The organism is Streptomyces hyaluromycini, assembly GCF_002217755.1.
Taxonomy (GTDB): domain Bacteria; phylum Actinomycetota; class Actinomycetes; order Streptomycetales; family Streptomycetaceae; genus Streptomyces; species Streptomyces hyaluromycini.
In genome coordinates, this window is sequence record NZ_BCFL01000026.1 from 147,476 (window position 1) to 163,937 (window position 16,462).

The 16,462-nt window shown below is 72.3% G+C and carries 15 protein-coding genes; all 15 read right to left on the reverse strand.

Going from position 1 to position 16,462, the window contains the following annotated elements:
- Positions 1–7: 7 nt before the first annotated feature.
- Positions 8–286, reverse strand: a complete 279-nt coding sequence (locus SSP29_RS34885) for an acyl carrier protein (RefSeq protein ID WP_089104888.1) — start codon at positions 284–286, stop codon at positions 8–10.
- On the reverse strand, positions 283–1,023 hold the full coding sequence (locus SSP29_RS34890) for a class I SAM-dependent methyltransferase (protein WP_089104889.1): 741 nt from the start codon (positions 1,021–1,023) through the stop codon (positions 283–285). Before SSP29_RS34890 ends, SSP29_RS34885 begins: the two co-directional genes overlap by 4 nt.
- Positions 1,020–2,471: an AMP-binding protein gene (locus tag SSP29_RS34895; protein WP_089104890.1), complete on the reverse strand. Its 1,452-nt coding sequence runs from the start codon at positions 2,469–2,471 to the stop codon at positions 1,020–1,022. Before SSP29_RS34895 ends, SSP29_RS34890 begins: the two co-directional genes overlap by 4 nt.
- Complete coding sequence (locus SSP29_RS34900; RefSeq protein WP_089104891.1) at positions 2,468–3,598, reverse strand: acyl-CoA dehydrogenase family protein; 1,131 nt, start codon at positions 3,596–3,598, stop codon at positions 2,468–2,470. Before SSP29_RS34900 ends, SSP29_RS34895 begins: the two co-directional genes overlap by 4 nt.
- A 10-nt stretch (positions 3,599–3,608) precedes the next feature.
- Complete coding sequence (locus SSP29_RS34905; RefSeq protein WP_089104892.1) at positions 3,609–4,664, reverse strand: ketoacyl-ACP synthase III family protein; 1,056 nt, start codon at positions 4,662–4,664, stop codon at positions 3,609–3,611.
- 292 nt (positions 4,665–4,956) lie between these two features.
- Complete coding sequence (locus SSP29_RS34910) at positions 4,957–5,616, reverse strand: hemerythrin domain-containing protein (protein ID WP_089104893.1); 660 nt, start codon at positions 5,614–5,616, stop codon at positions 4,957–4,959.
- A gap of 139 nt (positions 5,617–5,755) precedes the next feature.
- Positions 5,756–6,673, reverse strand: coding sequence for a TIGR03619 family F420-dependent LLM class oxidoreductase (locus SSP29_RS34915; protein WP_089104894.1), 918 nt, complete (start codon positions 6,671–6,673; stop codon positions 5,756–5,758).
- A gap of 116 nt (positions 6,674–6,789) precedes the next feature.
- On the reverse strand, positions 6,790–9,585 hold the full coding sequence (locus SSP29_RS34920) for an AfsR/SARP family transcriptional regulator (RefSeq protein WP_245883391.1): 2,796 nt from the start codon (positions 9,583–9,585) through the stop codon (positions 6,790–6,792).
- 101 nt (positions 9,586–9,686) lie between these two features.
- On the reverse strand, positions 9,687–10,766 hold the full coding sequence (locus SSP29_RS34930; protein WP_089104895.1) for an MSMEG_0565 family glycosyltransferase: 1,080 nt from the start codon (positions 10,764–10,766) through the stop codon (positions 9,687–9,689).
- Entirely contained in the window at positions 10,763–11,599 is an 837-nt protein-coding gene (locus SSP29_RS34935; RefSeq protein ID WP_089104896.1) for a carbon-nitrogen hydrolase family protein, read from the reverse strand. Before SSP29_RS34935 ends, SSP29_RS34930 begins: the two co-directional genes overlap by 4 nt.
- Positions 11,596–12,447, reverse strand: coding sequence for a carbon-nitrogen hydrolase family protein (locus SSP29_RS34940; RefSeq protein WP_089104897.1), 852 nt, complete (start codon positions 12,445–12,447; stop codon positions 11,596–11,598). The genes SSP29_RS34935 and SSP29_RS34940 overlap by 4 nt, the downstream gene beginning before the upstream one ends.
- Positions 12,444–13,952 (reverse strand): MSMEG_0567/sll0787 family protein, encoded by a 1,509-nt coding sequence (locus tag SSP29_RS34945; RefSeq protein WP_089104898.1) that lies wholly within the window; start codon positions 13,950–13,952, stop codon positions 12,444–12,446. Before SSP29_RS34945 ends, SSP29_RS34940 begins: the two co-directional genes overlap by 4 nt.
- Before the next feature lies 1 nt (position 13,953).
- On the reverse strand, positions 13,954–15,069 hold the full coding sequence (locus SSP29_RS34950) for an MSMEG_0568 family radical SAM protein (RefSeq protein WP_089104899.1): 1,116 nt from the start codon (positions 15,067–15,069) through the stop codon (positions 13,954–13,956).
- A 10-nt stretch (positions 15,070–15,079) separates the two neighbouring features.
- The gene (locus SSP29_RS34955) at positions 15,080–15,601 is read right to left on the reverse strand and encodes an MSMEG_0572/Sll0783 family nitrogen starvation response protein (protein ID WP_089104900.1); all 522 of its coding nucleotides are present in this window, start codon (positions 15,599–15,601) and stop codon (positions 15,080–15,082) included.
- Between the two features lie 42 nt (positions 15,602–15,643).
- Positions 15,644–16,459 carry an amidohydrolase family protein gene (locus tag SSP29_RS34960; protein ID WP_089104901.1) on the reverse strand — a complete coding sequence of 272 codons (816 nt, stop codon included), beginning with the start codon at positions 16,457–16,459 and terminating at the stop codon, positions 15,644–15,646.
- Between the last annotated feature and the right edge of the window lie 3 nt (positions 16,460–16,462).

Genomic DNA, 16,462 nt, shown 5'->3' on the forward strand with positions numbered 1-16,462 from the left:
TCTCCAGTCAGAGGGAGGCGGCCTGGGAGCGGAGCAGCAGGATCAGGTCGGTGATCGTCGACGGCGTGCGGAAGTGCTCACCGGTCATGTGCACGGGCGGCACCCGGACGTCGTACGCGGTCCGGATGTGGGCCAGCAGGCGTGCGGTGCGGACCGAGTCCAGCACCCCCATCTCCAGCAGCGGGCTGTCGGGGGTGATCAGGTCGGCGGGCACGCCCGCTTCGAGCTCCTCGCGCACATAGCGGAGCAACTGGTCGAGCAGCACCGCGCGATCAAGGTCCGTCATGTTTCCTCCGGGGGTGAGAACCGTGCCGGAGCGCGCGCCACGAGGTACCTCGTCGGCAGTTCCAGCGGTCGTCCGTCGGACGTGCGCTCCGTGGTGTGCAGGGGCAGGTCGCCGTCGGCGACGACGTCGAATCCGTCTCCTTCGAACAGCAGCCGCAGCCGCCCGTCGTGGGCGGGGGCGACCCGGGCGCCGAAGTCGAAGTGGGCCGCGAGACCGGCCGTCTTCGGCAGGTGCGCCCCTGCGGCCAGCAACTCGGCGACGTACCAGCCGGTGCGCTCGGTCAGCTCCTGGGCGAACAGGACCCCGGACCCGCCGAGCAGGCACCTGATCGTCGCCAGCATCCTTCCGCGGTCGTCCGGGGCGAGCTGGTGCAGCACCCCGCGCATGTAGACGTTGACGTCGCCGAGCTCCGCGTGCAGCGCCGCCGCGGTGTCCCGGTCGAGCAGGTCGGCGCAGCGGTAGGCGACATTGGGCGCCGGGTGCGAGGCGGCGGCCAGCTCCACCGCGGCCCCGGCGATGTCGACTCCGACGACCCGCCGGAAGTGCCGCGCCAGCCACTGCGTCTGCCGGCCGCTGCCGCACCCGATGTCGACCAGCGGCAGCAAGGGGTCGGCATGGTCGCGGAACAGCGGCAGATGCCGCTCCGCGGTCAGCCGGGGCGACGAGTCCCACAGGGCCGTTCCGGGCTCGGCCGGGAGCGTCGACCAGAAGGCGTCCCAGACCGTGCCGCCGCTCATGCGCGGACTCCCCGCGCCACCAGGCCGCCGAGCACGGCGCGGTCGACCTTCCCGTTCGGGGTGCGGGGAAAGCCTCCGACCACGTGCACGCCGTCGACGGTCATGTACGGCGGCAGGAAGACCGCGCAGTGCCTTCGCAGCTCCGCGAGCTCGGGCGCACGGCCGGGCTCGGGGACCACGAAGGCGTGTAATCGCGCGTCCAGGCCGGTGCCCACGACGAGCACCACCGCGTCGCGCACCGTCTCGTGCGCGACGAGCGCGCCGGCCACCTCGGCCGGTTCGATGCGGTAGCCGCGGACCTTCGCCATGTCGTCGGCCCGGCCCCGGTACTCCAGCAGACCGCCGGCGTCGTACCGGCCGAGATCACCGGTGCGGTACGGACCGGCCTGGCGCTCCCCGCCCCAGTAGCCGAGCATGACGGTCGGGCCGCCGACCAGGATCTCGCCGTCGTCCAGCCAGACCGTGTCTCCGGCGACGGGCGATCCGATCGGGAGGGGCGTGGTGCGCGCGAGGTCGGCGGCCGTCACCTCGTAGGAGGTGCACACGTTGGTCTCCGTCGGCCCGTACCAGTTGAGCATCCGGACGCCGGGCCACGCGCCGCGCAGCTCCTTCAGCCGTTTCAGCGGAAAGGGTTCGCCGGCGAAGACGCACGCGCGCAGCGCCCCCGGCCCGCGCTCCAGCAGCTCGCCGTACTCGGCCATGAGCACCAGTGCGGACGGCACCGAGTACCAGACCGTGATCCGGCGCTCCAGCAGGAAGTCGACCAGCGGTCCCGCGGCCTGGGCGAGGGTCTCGCCGACGAGATGGACCGACGCGCCGGCCCGGAAGGCTCCGTAGAGGTCGAAGACCGACAGGTCGAAGCCGAACGCGGCGTGGTTGGCCAGCCGGTCGGCCGCCGTGAGGTCCAGCTCCCGGCAGGCCCAGTCGACGAACGCGAGCGCGTTCCCGTGGCTCAGGCAGACGCCCTTCGGAGTCCCCGTCGAACCGGAGGTGTAGAGGATGTACGCCGGGTCGGACAGCTGGACCGGATGATGCGCGGTGGCCGGGCCGTACGCCGCTTCCCGCAGGAGATCCGCTTCCCGGAGGAGATCCGGGCAGGGTACGCAGACGGCGCCCGGGACGTGATCGGCGTGGTCCGTGACGATCAGCGCCGGGCGGGCGTCGGCGGCGATCCGGGCGACCCGCTCCCGTGGATTGCCCCGCGCAACGGGAACGTGGATCGCGCCGCACCGTAGGACCGCCTGGGCTACGGCCACCGCTTCGGCCGTCTTGTCCGTCCACACCAGGACGCGGTCGCCCGGCCGGACCCCGCGTCCGCGCAGCGCGGCCAGATAGGCGTCCGCGCGTGCGTCGAGCGCGCCGTAGCCGAGGCCGGTGACGAGGTCGTGGACCGCGAGCGCGTCCGGGGTGCGGGCGGCAGCGTCCACCACCAGGCTGTAGAGGCTCACAGTCCCATCCCCCGGGCGATCAGCTGACGCTGGATGTCGGACGTGCCGGAGAAGGTCGTGGCGGGCAGGGCGTCGCGCACCTGCTCCTCGATCCCGTACTCCGCCAGGAAGGCACGGCCCCCGAAGATCCGGCCGGCGTCCAGCGCGGTGGCGACCGCGGCCTCGGACACGGCCAGTTTCGCCATGGCGACCCACAGGGAGGGGTCCTGGCCGTCGTCGATCTCGGCACAGGCCCGGTAGAGCAGCAGCCGTCCGCTCTCCAGCCGCAGTTTCATGTCCGCCATCCGGTTCGCGACCGGCTGGAGGTCGGCGAGCCGCTTCCCGAACTGCCGCCGTTCCCGCACATGGTGCACGCAGCGCCGGACGAGCCGCTCCTGCTGGCCCAGGTAGATCGCGAACAGGCAGGACCGTTCCCACTGCATCGACGTCTGGAACACCAGCTGCCCCTGACCGGGACGGCCCAGCATCCGGTCGTCCGGCACGAAGCACCGGGTGAACACCACCTCCCCGGCCTGGCAGGCCGCCAGTCCGGACTTCTCCAGCGGCGCACCGGCGTCCAGACCGGGGGAGTCGCGGTCCACGGCGAAGGCGGTGGAACCGAAATAGCCGCCCTCCGGATCCGTGGTCGCATAAGTGACGTAGATATCGGCCACGGGCCCGTTGCTGACGAAGCTCTTGACCCCGTCGAGGAGATATCCGCCGTCGACCTTGGTGGCCCGGGTCGCCAATCGGGAGACGTCCGATCCCGATTCCGGTTCCGTCATGGCGTTCCCCGCGACCAGTGCTCCCGCGCACAGGGCGGGCAGCAGCGCCTTCCGGGTCTCCGGGAGCGCGAACTCCAGCACCGGCCGGACACAGGCGAAGAGATGGGCCGCGGCGGCGAAGAGCAGTCCGGTGTCCGCGCCGCCCTCGCTCGCGGCCTCGTACAGGAGAGCCGTGTCCAGAGCACCGAGTCCCGCACCGCCGTGCTCCTCGGGGACGGCCGCGCCCAGCAGTCCGAGGCCGGCCAGTCTTTTCCAGCGGTCCCGGCGGAATTCGGCGGCGGAGGAATCCGCGGGAATTTCCTGCGCGGCCGCCTTCATCCGCGCATACCGCTCCTTCTGAAGAGCGCTCAGGCTGAAATCCACGACACGCCTTTCAGGCAGCGGTGGCCGGATGAGCGGAGGACCAGTGCGGAGTCTCGATGATCTCGATCACGGCGCACGCGATGTTCAGTCCGGGCCCCACGCCGAGCATCAGGAAATGGTCGCCGCGGCGCAGCTCTCCGGAGAGCAGCAGCTGTTCGAGTGCCACCACCTGGTCACTGGCGCCGATATGGCCGACGGTGCGCCCCTGTTCCCACGTCGAGAGGGACATCGGCAGACCGAGCGGCACCATCGCGCGTCCCTCGACGCGTTCCCGGGACCCGTTGGCATAGGCGACGCGGGAGACGTCGTCCATCGTGATACCGGCCTCGTCGAGTGTCCGGCCGACAAGTTCGTCCTGTGCGGCCACGAGTTTCAGCGGGCCGGCCGGATCCCGGTCCGGACCGTCCAGCCAGCGGTGCTTGGAGTCCCCGAAGTCGAGTTTCCCCGGCCGGCCGGCTCCCGGCGGGAACAGGGGCTCGGGCCCGCGGTGCATGGCCTCGTACTCGGGGAGCGTGACCGCGTTGACGGACTTGAGCCGGGCGAAACCCTCTCGCCGGCTGAGGACGACGGCGGAGCCCGCGTCACCCATCACGAAATGCGGACTGAAACGCCAGCGTTCCAGCAGTTCCGAGGTGAAGTTGTCCCCGGAGGTGACCAACGCCGCTTCGTGCTCGGCCGAGGCCATGAGATGACCCGCCGCGAGTTCCAGGGCGGAGAACATTCCCATGCAGCCCTGTCTGACCTCGGCCGCGGTGGCCCGGCCCGCGCCCGTGTGCCGCTGCACGTAATACTGCGGACACCAGCCGTGGGGACCCTGATACCACACGCTGACATAGAGTAATAAGCTCAAGGAGGCCGGATTCTGGTCGGCCCGTTCGAGCGCCTGCCGGCATGCCCGCACCGCCATCTCGGGCGCGGGAATGTCGCCCGCGACGGTGACACTCGTGATTCCGTATTCTTCCGCGGCGGCCGGGTCGATCAGCCCCCGCTCGACCGCCCATCCCATGGGTACCCGGTCGGGCAGAAAGGCGCCCAGGCCGCTGATGAGGACATCGGACGCCTTCATGACCCGATCCAGCTCCTTTGACAACGTTTTCTCATCGGAACAATGGCGCCAAGAAGCACTGTGCCTGAGGAGAATGGGAAACGAGCACGTGGCAGAGGATTCCGCGGAAGGGGGATGCATATTCCAGGACGTTCCGCTTGGTCAGTGCCTCTGCTGTGCGCGCGCTGTGCTGTCTAAAGGAGAAATACCGTCTCTACTTTGCACCGACACGCTCAGGCGCTGACTTGCGCAACTCCAGAATCCATCGCGATCAGCGTGCCCTCCGTTTCGGCGTGCGTCAAGACGCCGCGGCTCACGCCCCGTACAGGCGGGCCTCCCAACGCGCGTGCGAGCGGCGGCCGGACAGGCGCCACAGGAGGCGGGCGGGCAGAGGCGCCTTGGCGAGAAACGTGCGCTGCTCCTCGGGAGTTGCTACTGCCATCAACGCGCTGAAGGCGCGCAGCAGATGCTTCTTCTCCAGCTTCGCCAGGCTGATCTCGCCGAGTTCCTCCCATTCGGCGACGCTCAGACATTCGGCGGCCAACGGCAGGATGGTGTGCTCCTCCTCGTCCATGTGCGCGTTCAACACCGAGCCCAGTTCGGTGAGTTGCGCCCCCACCTGCTCGCGGAGAGGCTGCCGGGGATCGGCGGCCAGCTCGTCCAGCACGTTCGTCACCTGCGTGACCAGCTTGTCCAGCCGGTGATGCTGCTCCTCCATGCGCGCGATCACCTCGGCCTGCCCCGCCGTCCGTGCCGCGAGCCGGGGCCAGAGGAATTCGTCCTCGCTGACGTGGTGGGCTTCCAGGCCCATGAGCATGAACCGCACCGCGTCGACGACCAGCGCGGCCCGCGCGGCGTCACCGGGCCGCAGCCCACGCACCAGGTCCGGCAGATCCGCGCACGATCGACGGAAACTGCGGTGCACCACCACCATGTCGTGGACATCGGGCTTCGAGCTGACTGCATCAGGCATGGTCGGGTATTCCTTGATCTGGGTGTGCGGGCATACGGTCGTACGACCTGTGTGATGGGGAACCGCCGGGCAGCAAAGCCGGGCGATGGCGACTGTGAATGCCTGGGCCGACCAACGGTCGGCGGTGTCCTGGCGCTCCCTAGCCCTTGCGCAGGAGTTCGTGGAAGCGGTGTGCCAGGTCCGTCAGCTCTTCCGCGCTCCGCGCGGTCTGCTGCAGGTCGACGAGAACCTCGTCGGCCCCTGCCGCATGGGCGGCGAGCAGGTAGTCGGAAACCTGCAGGACCGTTCCCCGGTGCGGAACGGCGTCGCCGGGCGCGGCCTCGGCCGTCACCACGGGGTTCACCCGGACGACGGTGCGCAGAGCGTCCGGGTCACGCCCGTTGGCCTCGGCGATCTGCCGGATCTGGCTGATGACGTAGGCCAGTTGCGGGACCGGCAGCGCGACTCCCGCCCAGCCGTCCGCGCGCCGGCCGATACGTTCCAGGGTGGCCGGAGTGAAACCGCCGAGCAGCACCGGCGGCCGGGGACGCTGCACGGGGAGCGTCTCGAGGTGCGCACCAGGGATCGTCCACAGCGCCCCCTCGTACGCGGCCGACGTGCCGGACCAGACGTGTTCCAGCACGTCCAGGATCTCTTCCAGCCGTGCCCCGCGCCCCCGCCACGGCACACCGATGGCCTCGTACTCGTCGGACGACCATCCGAGCCCGAAGCCGATGTCGAGCCGCCCCTCGCTGAGGATGTCGACGGACGTCAGGGAACGGGCCAGCAGGAGCGGGGAGTAGAAGGGGGCGTTGAGCGTGCTGGTCCCGAGGCGCAGCCGTCGGGTGGCGTGGGCCAGGAAGGACAGGGTGGCGACGGGGTCCAGGAAGTTGCGGAACCCCTCCGGTACGGGACCACCGCCGGGATAGGGGTCACGGGGCTGCACCGGTACCAGGGCCCGGTCGCCCACCCAGAGGCTGTCGAAGCCGATCGCTTCGACCGAGGCGGCGAACCCGGAGATGGCGGAGGGGCCGGTGAACAATCCGTACTGGGGAGCGCCCAGACCGATCTTGAGCATGTCTGTCACCTGTTCGAGGGGGTGCTGCGGTTCGTTCTCGCATCACCGTGCCGCACACGGATCGACATCCGGTCGACGGCGCGTGAAAGCGGGGCCGACCCGTCGAGCGAGGACGTTCAGCGCTTCGCCGCCTCCTGCCGCAGGCGATCGCTCACCTCGTACACATGCTGTGCCGCGGCGATGTTGACCTCGGCCCGGTCCGAACTCAGTGCGGTGAACAAGCGGCCCACCTGCCGCAGGAAGTACGACGGGCTCTTCGGATCGTCCTCCGCGCCGGCGACGGTCTCCGACTCGACGAAAAACGCGACGGCCTCCGCGGCCCGCGCCTGGTCCGCCAGTACGACCGACAGCAGCCGGGCGGACATGAAGAACGTCACCGGGTCGTCGAGGGTGCGCTCGCGCCGGACGACCTCGCGCAGATCGGTTTCCGCCGCTGTCAGATCGCCGCGGATGAAGGCGAGCCAGGCCCGTATGTGGCGGATCTGCCCCTTCAGCTGCGGGTCGTCGCCCAGCTCGGCCGCCGCGACCGCCTGGTCCGTGATGCGTTCCAGTTCCCGCTGGTGCGCGGGCCCGGCGAAGAGTCCGCTCAACGCGATCACCGACAGCGCGGCGGAGACGAGCGGTGAAGCGTCCGGGACGTCGCGCAGCACCCGGGAGAACACCGAGACCAGCAGCGTGTGCTCGGCCAGCAGCCAGGTACGCGCCTCCTCGGCGTCGGCGAACCGCAGTCCGGTCAGTGGCACGGAGAAGAGGTGGATGCTGAGCGAGCCGGCCTGCTCGGTCGCGCTCATGGCCTGGAGCAGGGTGGCATGGAGGAACATCGTCAGCCGGACCAGCGCCGCCTCGCGATCCGCGACGGGATCCTCGCGGTCGGCACGACGGGCGGCGAACGCCCGTACCAGATCGTGGAAGCGGTAGCGGTCGGCCGAATGCGGTTCGAGGAGACCGGCCTCCACCAGGTGTTCGAGGTGCTCCTCGGTCTCCTGCTCGGGCCGGTCGAGCAGTACGGCCGCGACCGCGACCGGGAAGTCGGCGGCGTCGAGCAGCGCGCACAGGCGCATCGCCCGGGCCTGGGCGGGGGCGAGGGCCCGGTATCCGACCTGGAAGGTGGCCTCCACCGACATGCCTCCGGCCCGCAACTCGTCGAGCTGGTGCTCCTCGGCGCGCAGGCGCAGCAACTGCGCTCCGAGCCCGCGTCCGGGACGGGCCGCCGCACGGGCCCCGATGATGCGCAGCGCCAACGGCAGCTGCCCGCACGCGTGCACCAGTTCCAGCGCGAGTTCCGGGTCGGCGGCGATCTCGGCGTCGCCGGTGAACCGGCCCAGCATGGTCACCGCCTCCTGCTGACCGGGCACCGGTACCTCGAAACGCGTCGCACCCGGCGGTACGAGCGAGCGGTGCCGGGTCGTGATCAGCGCGGCGTTGCCGGATGTGCCCGGGAGCAGTGGTGTCACCTGGGCGGTGTCGGACGCGTTGTCGAGGAGCACCAGAACCCGGCGGTCGGCGGTCAGGGTGCGATAGGCCCCGGCGCGGGCGGTCGGCGTCGCGGGGATCGCGGCGGCAGGCATGCCGAGCGCGAGGAGGAAGTCGACCAGTACGTCCGCGGGATCGGCGGGCCGGTCGCCGTCACCCCGCAGGTCCACATAAAGCTGCCCGTCCGGATAGTCACCGCGGATGCCGTGGGCGACGCGCAGCGCGAGCGCTGTCTTCCCCACGCCGCCGATGCCGCTGAGTACCGCGAGCGCGACCGATTCCCCGCTGGGCCGCAGCGCGAGCCGGAGCCGCTCCTGCAACCGCTCCCGCCCGACGAAGTCGCCCGGCGCCGGAGGCAGCTGCTGCGGACGGACGCCGGCCGGGACCGACTCGACGTGCGCCGGCGCGGACCGGTCGGCCGCGTCGGCAGCGCCTGACTCGGTGCGCTGTCCCCGGCCCCCCGACCGTGTCGCGGCCACGCCGGAAGCACCGGCGGACGGCATGGCACCGGTCGCGGCCGTGGCACGGGTCGCGGCTGTGGCACGGGTCGGGGCCGTGGCACGGGGCAAGGCTGTGCCGCCGGTCGAGGTCTCGGCACGGGGCAAGGCTGTGGCACCGGTCGAGGCCCTGCCACCGGTGGGCGGCGCGGCATCGGCGCGGCTTCCCCCGGCATGCGACTCGACGGGGGCGGGCTCGGCGCCGCTGAGGATGCGGCCCTGCAACTCGCGCAGCTCGGGCCCCGGATCCATGCCCAGTTCGGCCACCATGGTGTCGCGGGCCGCGGCGTAGACCGCCAGGGCCTCCGCCGTCCGCCCGGCCTGGTACAGCGCACGCATGCGCAGCGTGTACAGGTCCTCGCGCAGCGGATGGTCGGCGATCAGTGAGACCAGTTCGGTCGCCACGCGGGCGTGCTCACCCAGCTCGTCGGCGCACTCCAACTGTCCCACCCGGGCGTTCAGCCGCAGATCGACGAAGCGCAGGCGGTGCCGCCGGGCGTAGGGGCCGGGCACGCCGGACAGCGGTTCCCCCGACCACAGCGCCAGCGCGGCGTCGAACGCACGCAGGGCGGGGCCGGTCCGCCGCGCGGCCCGCAGTTCCTCGCCCTCACGGACGAGTCGCTCGAAACGCAGGGCGTCGACGGCCTGCTCCGGGATGCCGAGCTGGTATCCGCCCTGCGTGGTTTCCAGCCGGGAGCGTTCCTCGCCCAACGAGAGGCGGATGCGGTAGACGTACGTCTGCACGGAGCGCACCGCGTTGCCGGGGGGCTCCTCCCACAGCGCGTCGACGAGGTGGTGGAGGCCGCACTGGCGTCCCTCTCCGAGCAGGAGCCGGACCAGGACCGCGCGCTGGAGCGGACTGCCCAGATCCAGCTCACGCCCGCCATGGCAGGCACTCAGTGGCCCCAGCAGCCCGAACTCGTACCCTTCACCCGCCGTCACCACCCGGCAGAGTCTAGCGGGCCGAACCGGCTCGTCAGACGGCTGCCGGGCCGTGCGCCGGAGCCCGGTCCGCCGGCCGGCGGCCGTCCGACGGCGGGCCGTCAGCCGAGGGACCGGTAGAACGCCAGGTGGTGCCGCGCGGCGGAGTCCCAGGTGTGGCGAGCGGCCAGTGCCCGGCCTGCCGCCCGGTGCACGGGGGTGTCCTGCGTGAGCGCGGCGTCGAGTGCGGCGGCCAGGTCCCGCGGCGTGTCGGCGAACCGGGCGGCGCCGTCGAACACCTCGCGCAGCACGGGGAGTTCGCGTACGACCAGAGGCACGCCGGCCGCGAGGGCCTCCATGGCGGCGAGGCCGAAGCCCTCTTTGACGGAGGGGAAGGCGAAGGCCCCGGCCGCGGCCACCAGGGACGGCAGTTCGGCGTCCCGCACCTGTCCCAACACCACGGGCCGCACGTCGAGTTCGGCTGCCCGTGCCTCCCAGCGGGCCCGGTAGTCGCGGTAGTCGAAGAGGGTCTCGCCGCCCGCGATCACCAGGCGTGCACCGGGGTGCTTGATGCGCAGCAATGCGTAGGCCTCCAGCAGGTCGAGGGAGCCCTTGCGGGGCTCGATGCCGCCGATCGTGAGGACGTACCGGCCAAGGAGGGAGCGCCAGTTCGCACGGGCCGCCGGATCCGTGGCGGCGAAGCGGTCGTACGCCACGCCGTTGGGGATGACCTCCGCCGTCAGGCCCCAGCCCGCGGCGAGTTCGTCCGCGACCGCCCGCGAGACGCAGATGCGGGCCCGCGGCTCGACGAGCGCCCGCTCGTGGCAGGCGGCCAGTTCGGGGGTGGTGAAGTGGTCGATGTGATGGACCGTGCGGACGCAGCGGCCGTCGACCGCGTTGGCGCTGATGCAGTCCTGTGCGTGGACGACGTCGTACGGCGACGGGTCGAAGGCGTCGCGGAGCGCGGCGATGGAACGCAGGATGCGGGCGCCGACGGCCTCCTCGGGCGGTCCGTCCGGGAACGGCACGATCCGCAGCCTTACGGCGGGCGCGACCGGGCGGAAGAAGCCCGCGTCGCCGCCGCGGCCCAGGGTCCACACGGTGACGTCCTCGCCCAGCGCGGCCAGGGCCTCGGCGAGGGCGAGGGTGTGGACGACGCCGCCGCGGGGCTTGGTGGAGTAACTGAGCAGCGCGATCTTCACGACGGGGTCTCCCGGTAGGCAGCGGGCCGACGCTCGTCGAGGTGGCGCAGGACCCGGCGGGCACGGTCGGTCTCGGCGGCGACGTCGATCTCGGCGACGGCCAGGCCGGCCTTGGACCAGGTGCGGGCGAGGATGTCGCCGCCGGGTCCGACGACCTTGGCCTGGCCGAGGAAGCGCATGCCGCCCATGGCGCCGGTCTGGTTGGAGGAGGCGAGGACGATCTGGTTCTCGGCGGCGCGGGCCTGGTCGTACAGATCGAAGAGCCTGGCCTGGCGGTCCTGGGCCATGCGCGGGGCGCGGTTGGTGATGGAGGTGGGCCAGGCGGACAGGCACGCCAGGACCTCGGCGCCGTCCAGGGCCAGGGAACGGGCCGACTCGGGGAAGGTCTTGTCGTAGTCGATGAGCATGCCGACGCGGCCCACCGGGGTGTCGAAGGCGTCGAACCGGTCGCCGGGGGAGTAGGCGGCGACCTCTCCGGCGGGCAGGTGCACCTTGCGGTGGCGGCCCAGGACCCCGTCGCCGCTGACGCAGACGGCCGCGTTGTAGCGCTCGTCGCCGGCGTCCTCGCAGTAGCCCAGGCAGACCACCATCTCGGCGGCCAGGCGTGCGACCTGGAGGATCAGCGGGTCGTCGGGCTTCAGCGCGGGCGGCAGGGCCTCGGGGTCGGGGTGGCGCAGGTCGGCGAGGTAGCCGCCGAGGGCGGCGTCGGGCAGTACGAGCAGTCCGGCGCCGGAGGCGCGCGCGTCGTCGATCAGCTTGGCGATGCGGGCCAGGTCGAATTCCAGGTCGCGGCCGAAATGGGCGGCCGCGGCCGCGATCCGGATCGTGCTCATGCGGTGACTGCTCCCGGTGACAGGTCGTAGGTCTCGGGCCGCCGGTCGCGCAGGTGCCCCATCGACCGCCGCGCGGTGAGAAGGGCCTGTACGACGTCGAGTTCGGCGACGGCGATGCCGGCCGTGACGCCCGTGTCGGCGAGGATCTCGCCGCCGGGGTCGACGACCTTGGCGCTGCCGACGAAGCGTAGCGACCCGAAGGTGCCCGCCTGGTTGGCCGACAACCACACGATCTGGTTCTCCAGGGCGCGCGCCCGGTCGAACAGGTCGAAGCGCCGCTTCCAGCGGTCCTCCTCGAGGTCGGCCGACGCGTTGGTGCGGGCCCCCGGCCAGGCCGAGACGCACAAGCCGATCTCGGCACCGTCCAGGGCCAGGGCCCGGGCGGACTCCGGGAAGGCCTTGTCGTAGCAGATCATCATGCCGATCCGGCCGACCGGGGTGTCGAAGGCGTGGAAGCGGTCGCCGGAGGCGTAGCTGGCGTCCTCGCCCAGCGGCTGGTGGACCTTGCGGTGGTTGCCGAGGACGCCGTCGCCGGTGACGCAGACGACGCTGTTGTACCGGGTGCCCCCGGCGGCCTCGCAGTAGCCGGCGACGACCGTCATCTCCCCGGCCAGCGCGGCCAGTCGGCGGATCTCCGGGCCGTCCAGGGCGAGCGCGGGCGGCCCCTCGTCGAGCTCCGCGGCGTCGTCGAGGCTCAGCAGGTACCCGCCCAGGCACGCCTCGGGCAGCGCGAGCAGCCGTACCCCCTGTTCCCGGGCCTCCTCGATGAGACGTGCGGCGATCCGGAAGTCCTCCTCCAGGTCGCGGCCGAATTCGGCGGCCACGGCGGCCATACGCAGGGCGCTCATGCGGCTCCCATCCCGGTCACCGTGGACGTGACCGCTTCGGTGATCTCTCCGTCGGGCCAGCGCAGCCCGACGCCTTCTCCTGTGGTCAGTTCGCCGCACACGGCACCGATGGCGGGACCCGCCGGGAGCGGCGGGGCGTCGGGGCGGTCGGCGGTGAGCATCGCAAAGCCCGGGAAGCAGGTCAGCCAGTCCCCCGCGGTCGCGGTGCGCGGCCGGGGCACGGCTGCCACGTCCAGGACCGCGCGGCAGCCACCGGCCTCCGCGAGCATGCCGAGGGTGCCGGCGATCCCCGCCATCGACACGTCCTTGGCGGCGGCCGGCCGGGCGGCGGCCACCGCACCCGTCATGGCGCGCAGTTCGTCCGTACGACGGTGGGTCGTCGAGTCCCACTGGCGGCCCCGGTAGCCCGGCCGCCAGCCGCCGCCCAGGTCGGCCGTGAGCCGGACGGCGTGCCCGGGCCGGCCACCACCGCCCGGCACCGGGTGCCGGGTGCGGCCCAGCGCGGTGACCGACAGGGCGGCGGGGACACCGAGCTGGGTGTGCCCACCCAGCACCGGAACGCCGTACGCCTCGGCCGCGCGCGCCAGTCCGGCGAGCACCCGGGCGGCGTGCGAGGCGTCCCGCGCGCCCAGCGCGTCGAGCAGTCCGACCGGCGAAGCGCCCATGGCCGCCAGGTCGTTGACGTTGACCAGCACCGAGCACCAGCCCGCCCAGTCGGGATCCCGCTCGACCATGGAGGGCACGATCGCGTCGCAGGCCGCTATCACGTCGGTGCCGGGGACCGGGGCGCCGTCGTCGCCGACGAAGCCGTCGCCGCCGAGGACGGCGCGGGCGCCGGTGCCCGGGGCTCGGCCGTCCGGGCGTGCGGCGGAGGCGCGCACCGCCGGCTCGCGCAAGGGCGCGAGGAGCGGCCCCAGCGCGGACTTCGTCCCTGCCGCGAGTGCCGCGACGCGGCCGATGGGCCGGCGCATCAGGACATGTGGCGTGTCCGCGACTGTGACGGCGCGGACCCGTTGCCAGCCGAGCCGCCGGAACAGCGGCTCGTTGCGGGTCTGCACCGTCGCGTCGAACCGCAGCGCGCCCTCGCCCTCGGCCCGTGCGCAGGCCGCTCGCACCAGCGCCCCGCCGATGCCCTGCGGCCCCCGGGCCCCGGGCGCCACGACCAGCCGCCCGCCCGTCCACCACCCGATGTCCGGGCCGTCCGCGACCGGACCGAGCCGCACTCCGCCGACGACCGTACCGTCCGGGTCCCTGGCGACCAGCACCACGGTGCGGGGGTCGGCATCGCGGTCGTCGACGTCATGACCGGCGAAGAGCCGTTGCTCGTACACGAAGACCTCCCGGCGCAGCCGTCGGTAGGCCGTCATGTCGGCCCGGGAGCGGGCCTCTTCGATCCGGAAGGCGGGCGCACGGCGCTCCAGCGTGCTGCGGTCGCCGAGCAGGGCCAGGATGTCGGGTACCGCCTCCTCCGCCACCGAGCCGGGCTTGGAGCCGTCGAGATACATCTCAGCCGCCCGCCGTCCGCAGCACACTGCACGCCCCGCAGGCCGCGCAGCCGGCCCTCTGGTCGGCGCCGCGCATCCCGGCGGCGCGCAGCTTCGCGGCGACACCCTCGGTGACGTACCGCAGTACCTCCGCACTCGGGGCGCCGGCCCCGTCGCGGGCGGCGAGGGTGCCGGACATCGGCCGGAAGGGGACCACGAAGGGATACACCCCGCGGTCGATCAACCCGCCCGCACCGGCGACGAGCTCGTCCGGATCCTCGCCGAGCCCGACGAGGAGGTAGGTGGAGACCCGGTTGGGTCCGAAGACCCGTACCGCCTCGTCCCAGGCGGCCTCGTACTCGGCCAGCGGGACGGTGGACTTGCCCGGCATCCAGCGCCGGCGCACCTCGTCGTCGAGGGACTCGACGTGGATGCCGACGGCGGTGGCTCCCGCGTCGTACAGGGCACGGATCCAGGCGAGGTCGCCGGGGGGCTCGCACTGGACCTGGACGGGGAGGCCGGGCACCGCCTCCAGCACCGCGCGCACGGACCTGACGAGGGCGCGGGCGCCCCGGTCGGGGCCGGTGGTGGTACCGGTGGTCATCACCATCTGCCGGACGCCGTCCAGCCGTACGGCGGCCTCGGCGACCTCGGCGAGCTGTGCCGGGGTCTTGGCCGCGACCGTGGCGCCGGAGCGCAGGGACTCCTCGATGGTGCAGAAGCGGCAGCGGTCGGCCTCGGCGTAGCGGACACATGTCTGGACGACGGTGGTGGCCAGGACGTCGGCACCGTGCAGGCGGGCGATGTGTTCGTAGGGGACACCGTCGGCGGTGGTGAGGTCGTAGAACCTGGGCCGCCGCACGGCGGTGAGGGTGAGGCCGGTGTCGGTGAGGTGTCCGCTCTCGTCGCCGAGCCAGACCCTGCCGTCGCGGACCGAGTAGGGGCTGTCGGGGTTGCGGGGGAGCGCGGCACCGGCTCCGTCGACGAGACCGTGCCCTATCAGGAAATGGCCGTCGTCGCTGGGCCCCGCACCGTCCGGGCGCCGTACGGGGGCGTCCATCGCCACGCCGTGCAGGGCGAGTTCGGCGCGGGTCGTGATCCGCACATCCACCGCCGTGGGGCCGGTGTCCACGCTCATGCCGGTCCCCTTACAGCTGGTAGGTGGAGTTGATGATGGCGCCCTTGCGCGCGTAGTGGATCAGCGCGTCCTGGACGTCCAGGGGATGGGTCGGGATGACGCCCTCGATGAGGTCCTCCTCGCGGGCGCCGTGCAGGGAGAGGCCGAAGCGGCAGCAGTAGACCTTGCCGCCCTCGGCGATGAATGTCTTGAGCTGGTTGTTGATGTTGTGCTCGCCGGGGAACGCGGAGTTCCCGGTGGTCGGGAAGCCGCGGGTGGCCAGGCAGTTGAGGGAGCCGGGGCCGTAGAAGTAGATGGCGGTCTCGAAGCCCTTGCGCAGGGCGCGGGTCGCCTGCAGCACGGCCACGAAGGACACGGACGACTCGTGCGCGATGCCGTGCACGAGGGTGAAGTAGGTCTCGCCGTTCTCGGCCTGGTAGTCCGGGAAGACCTTGGTGGAGCCGTAGATGCTGGAGCCCTCGGGGAGGGACGGGTGCGGGATCTCGTCGAGGGACTTCTGCTCGACCTCGGTGAGTTCCACGGTTTCGGACATGGCTGTCTCCTTGTGCGAGGCGTTGACGGGGAAGAGGGGGAGTCAGTCGTAGAGCGCGGCGAAGGTATCCCGGAAGACCAGGTCGCCCAGGTCGCCTCCGCCGACGGCGGTGGTCATCCGTGCGTACTCGCCGGTGAAGTCGCCCCAGGGCTGATCGCTGGCGAAGAGCACCCGGTCGTGGCCGAGGCCGCGGTGCTCGATCTCCCGGGCCAGCCAGTACGGCAGGAAGCCGATGGCCCAGGAGAGATCGGTGTAGACGCGCTTGCCGGCCGCGATCCAGTCGAAGAACCGGGAGCCGGCCAGCTTGATGTGACCGCTCATCCCGCCGCCGAAGTGCACCAGATGGAGCGGCACTTGGGCGGCGTACCAGTCGACGAGGTGGCCGACCTCGTCGATGTCGGAGGCGGCACCGGGCGAGGTGTGCACATGCACCACCAGGCCGTGCCGGGCCGCCGTGGCGAAGATCCGGTCGAGCAGCGGGCGGCAGGCGGGGTCGGTGGCGCGGCCGCCGAGCAGGAAGCTCAGTTTGAGTGCCCGCACGCCTCGTTCACCGGCCAACGCCAGTGCCTGCTCGGTGCGTTGTGCGTCCTCAGGCCGGGGCGAGACCCAGAGCCCCGCGCGGATCCGGTCGTCGGCCTGTGCGGCTTCGATCGCCAGCTCGTTGAAGGAGAAGGCCACCGCGGGATCCGGGACCCCGTAGTTCGGGATGACCAGGGCGCGTTCGGTGCCCTCGGCGTCCAGGTCGGCGAGCAGCTGCTTGACCGTGGCGCGGGCGGTGGTGTCGGGACGGACGGGCGGGCCGCCGTAGAAGGGGTGCGCCGGGAGGACGCCGATGTGCCGGTGCGCGTCGTGGACCATGGG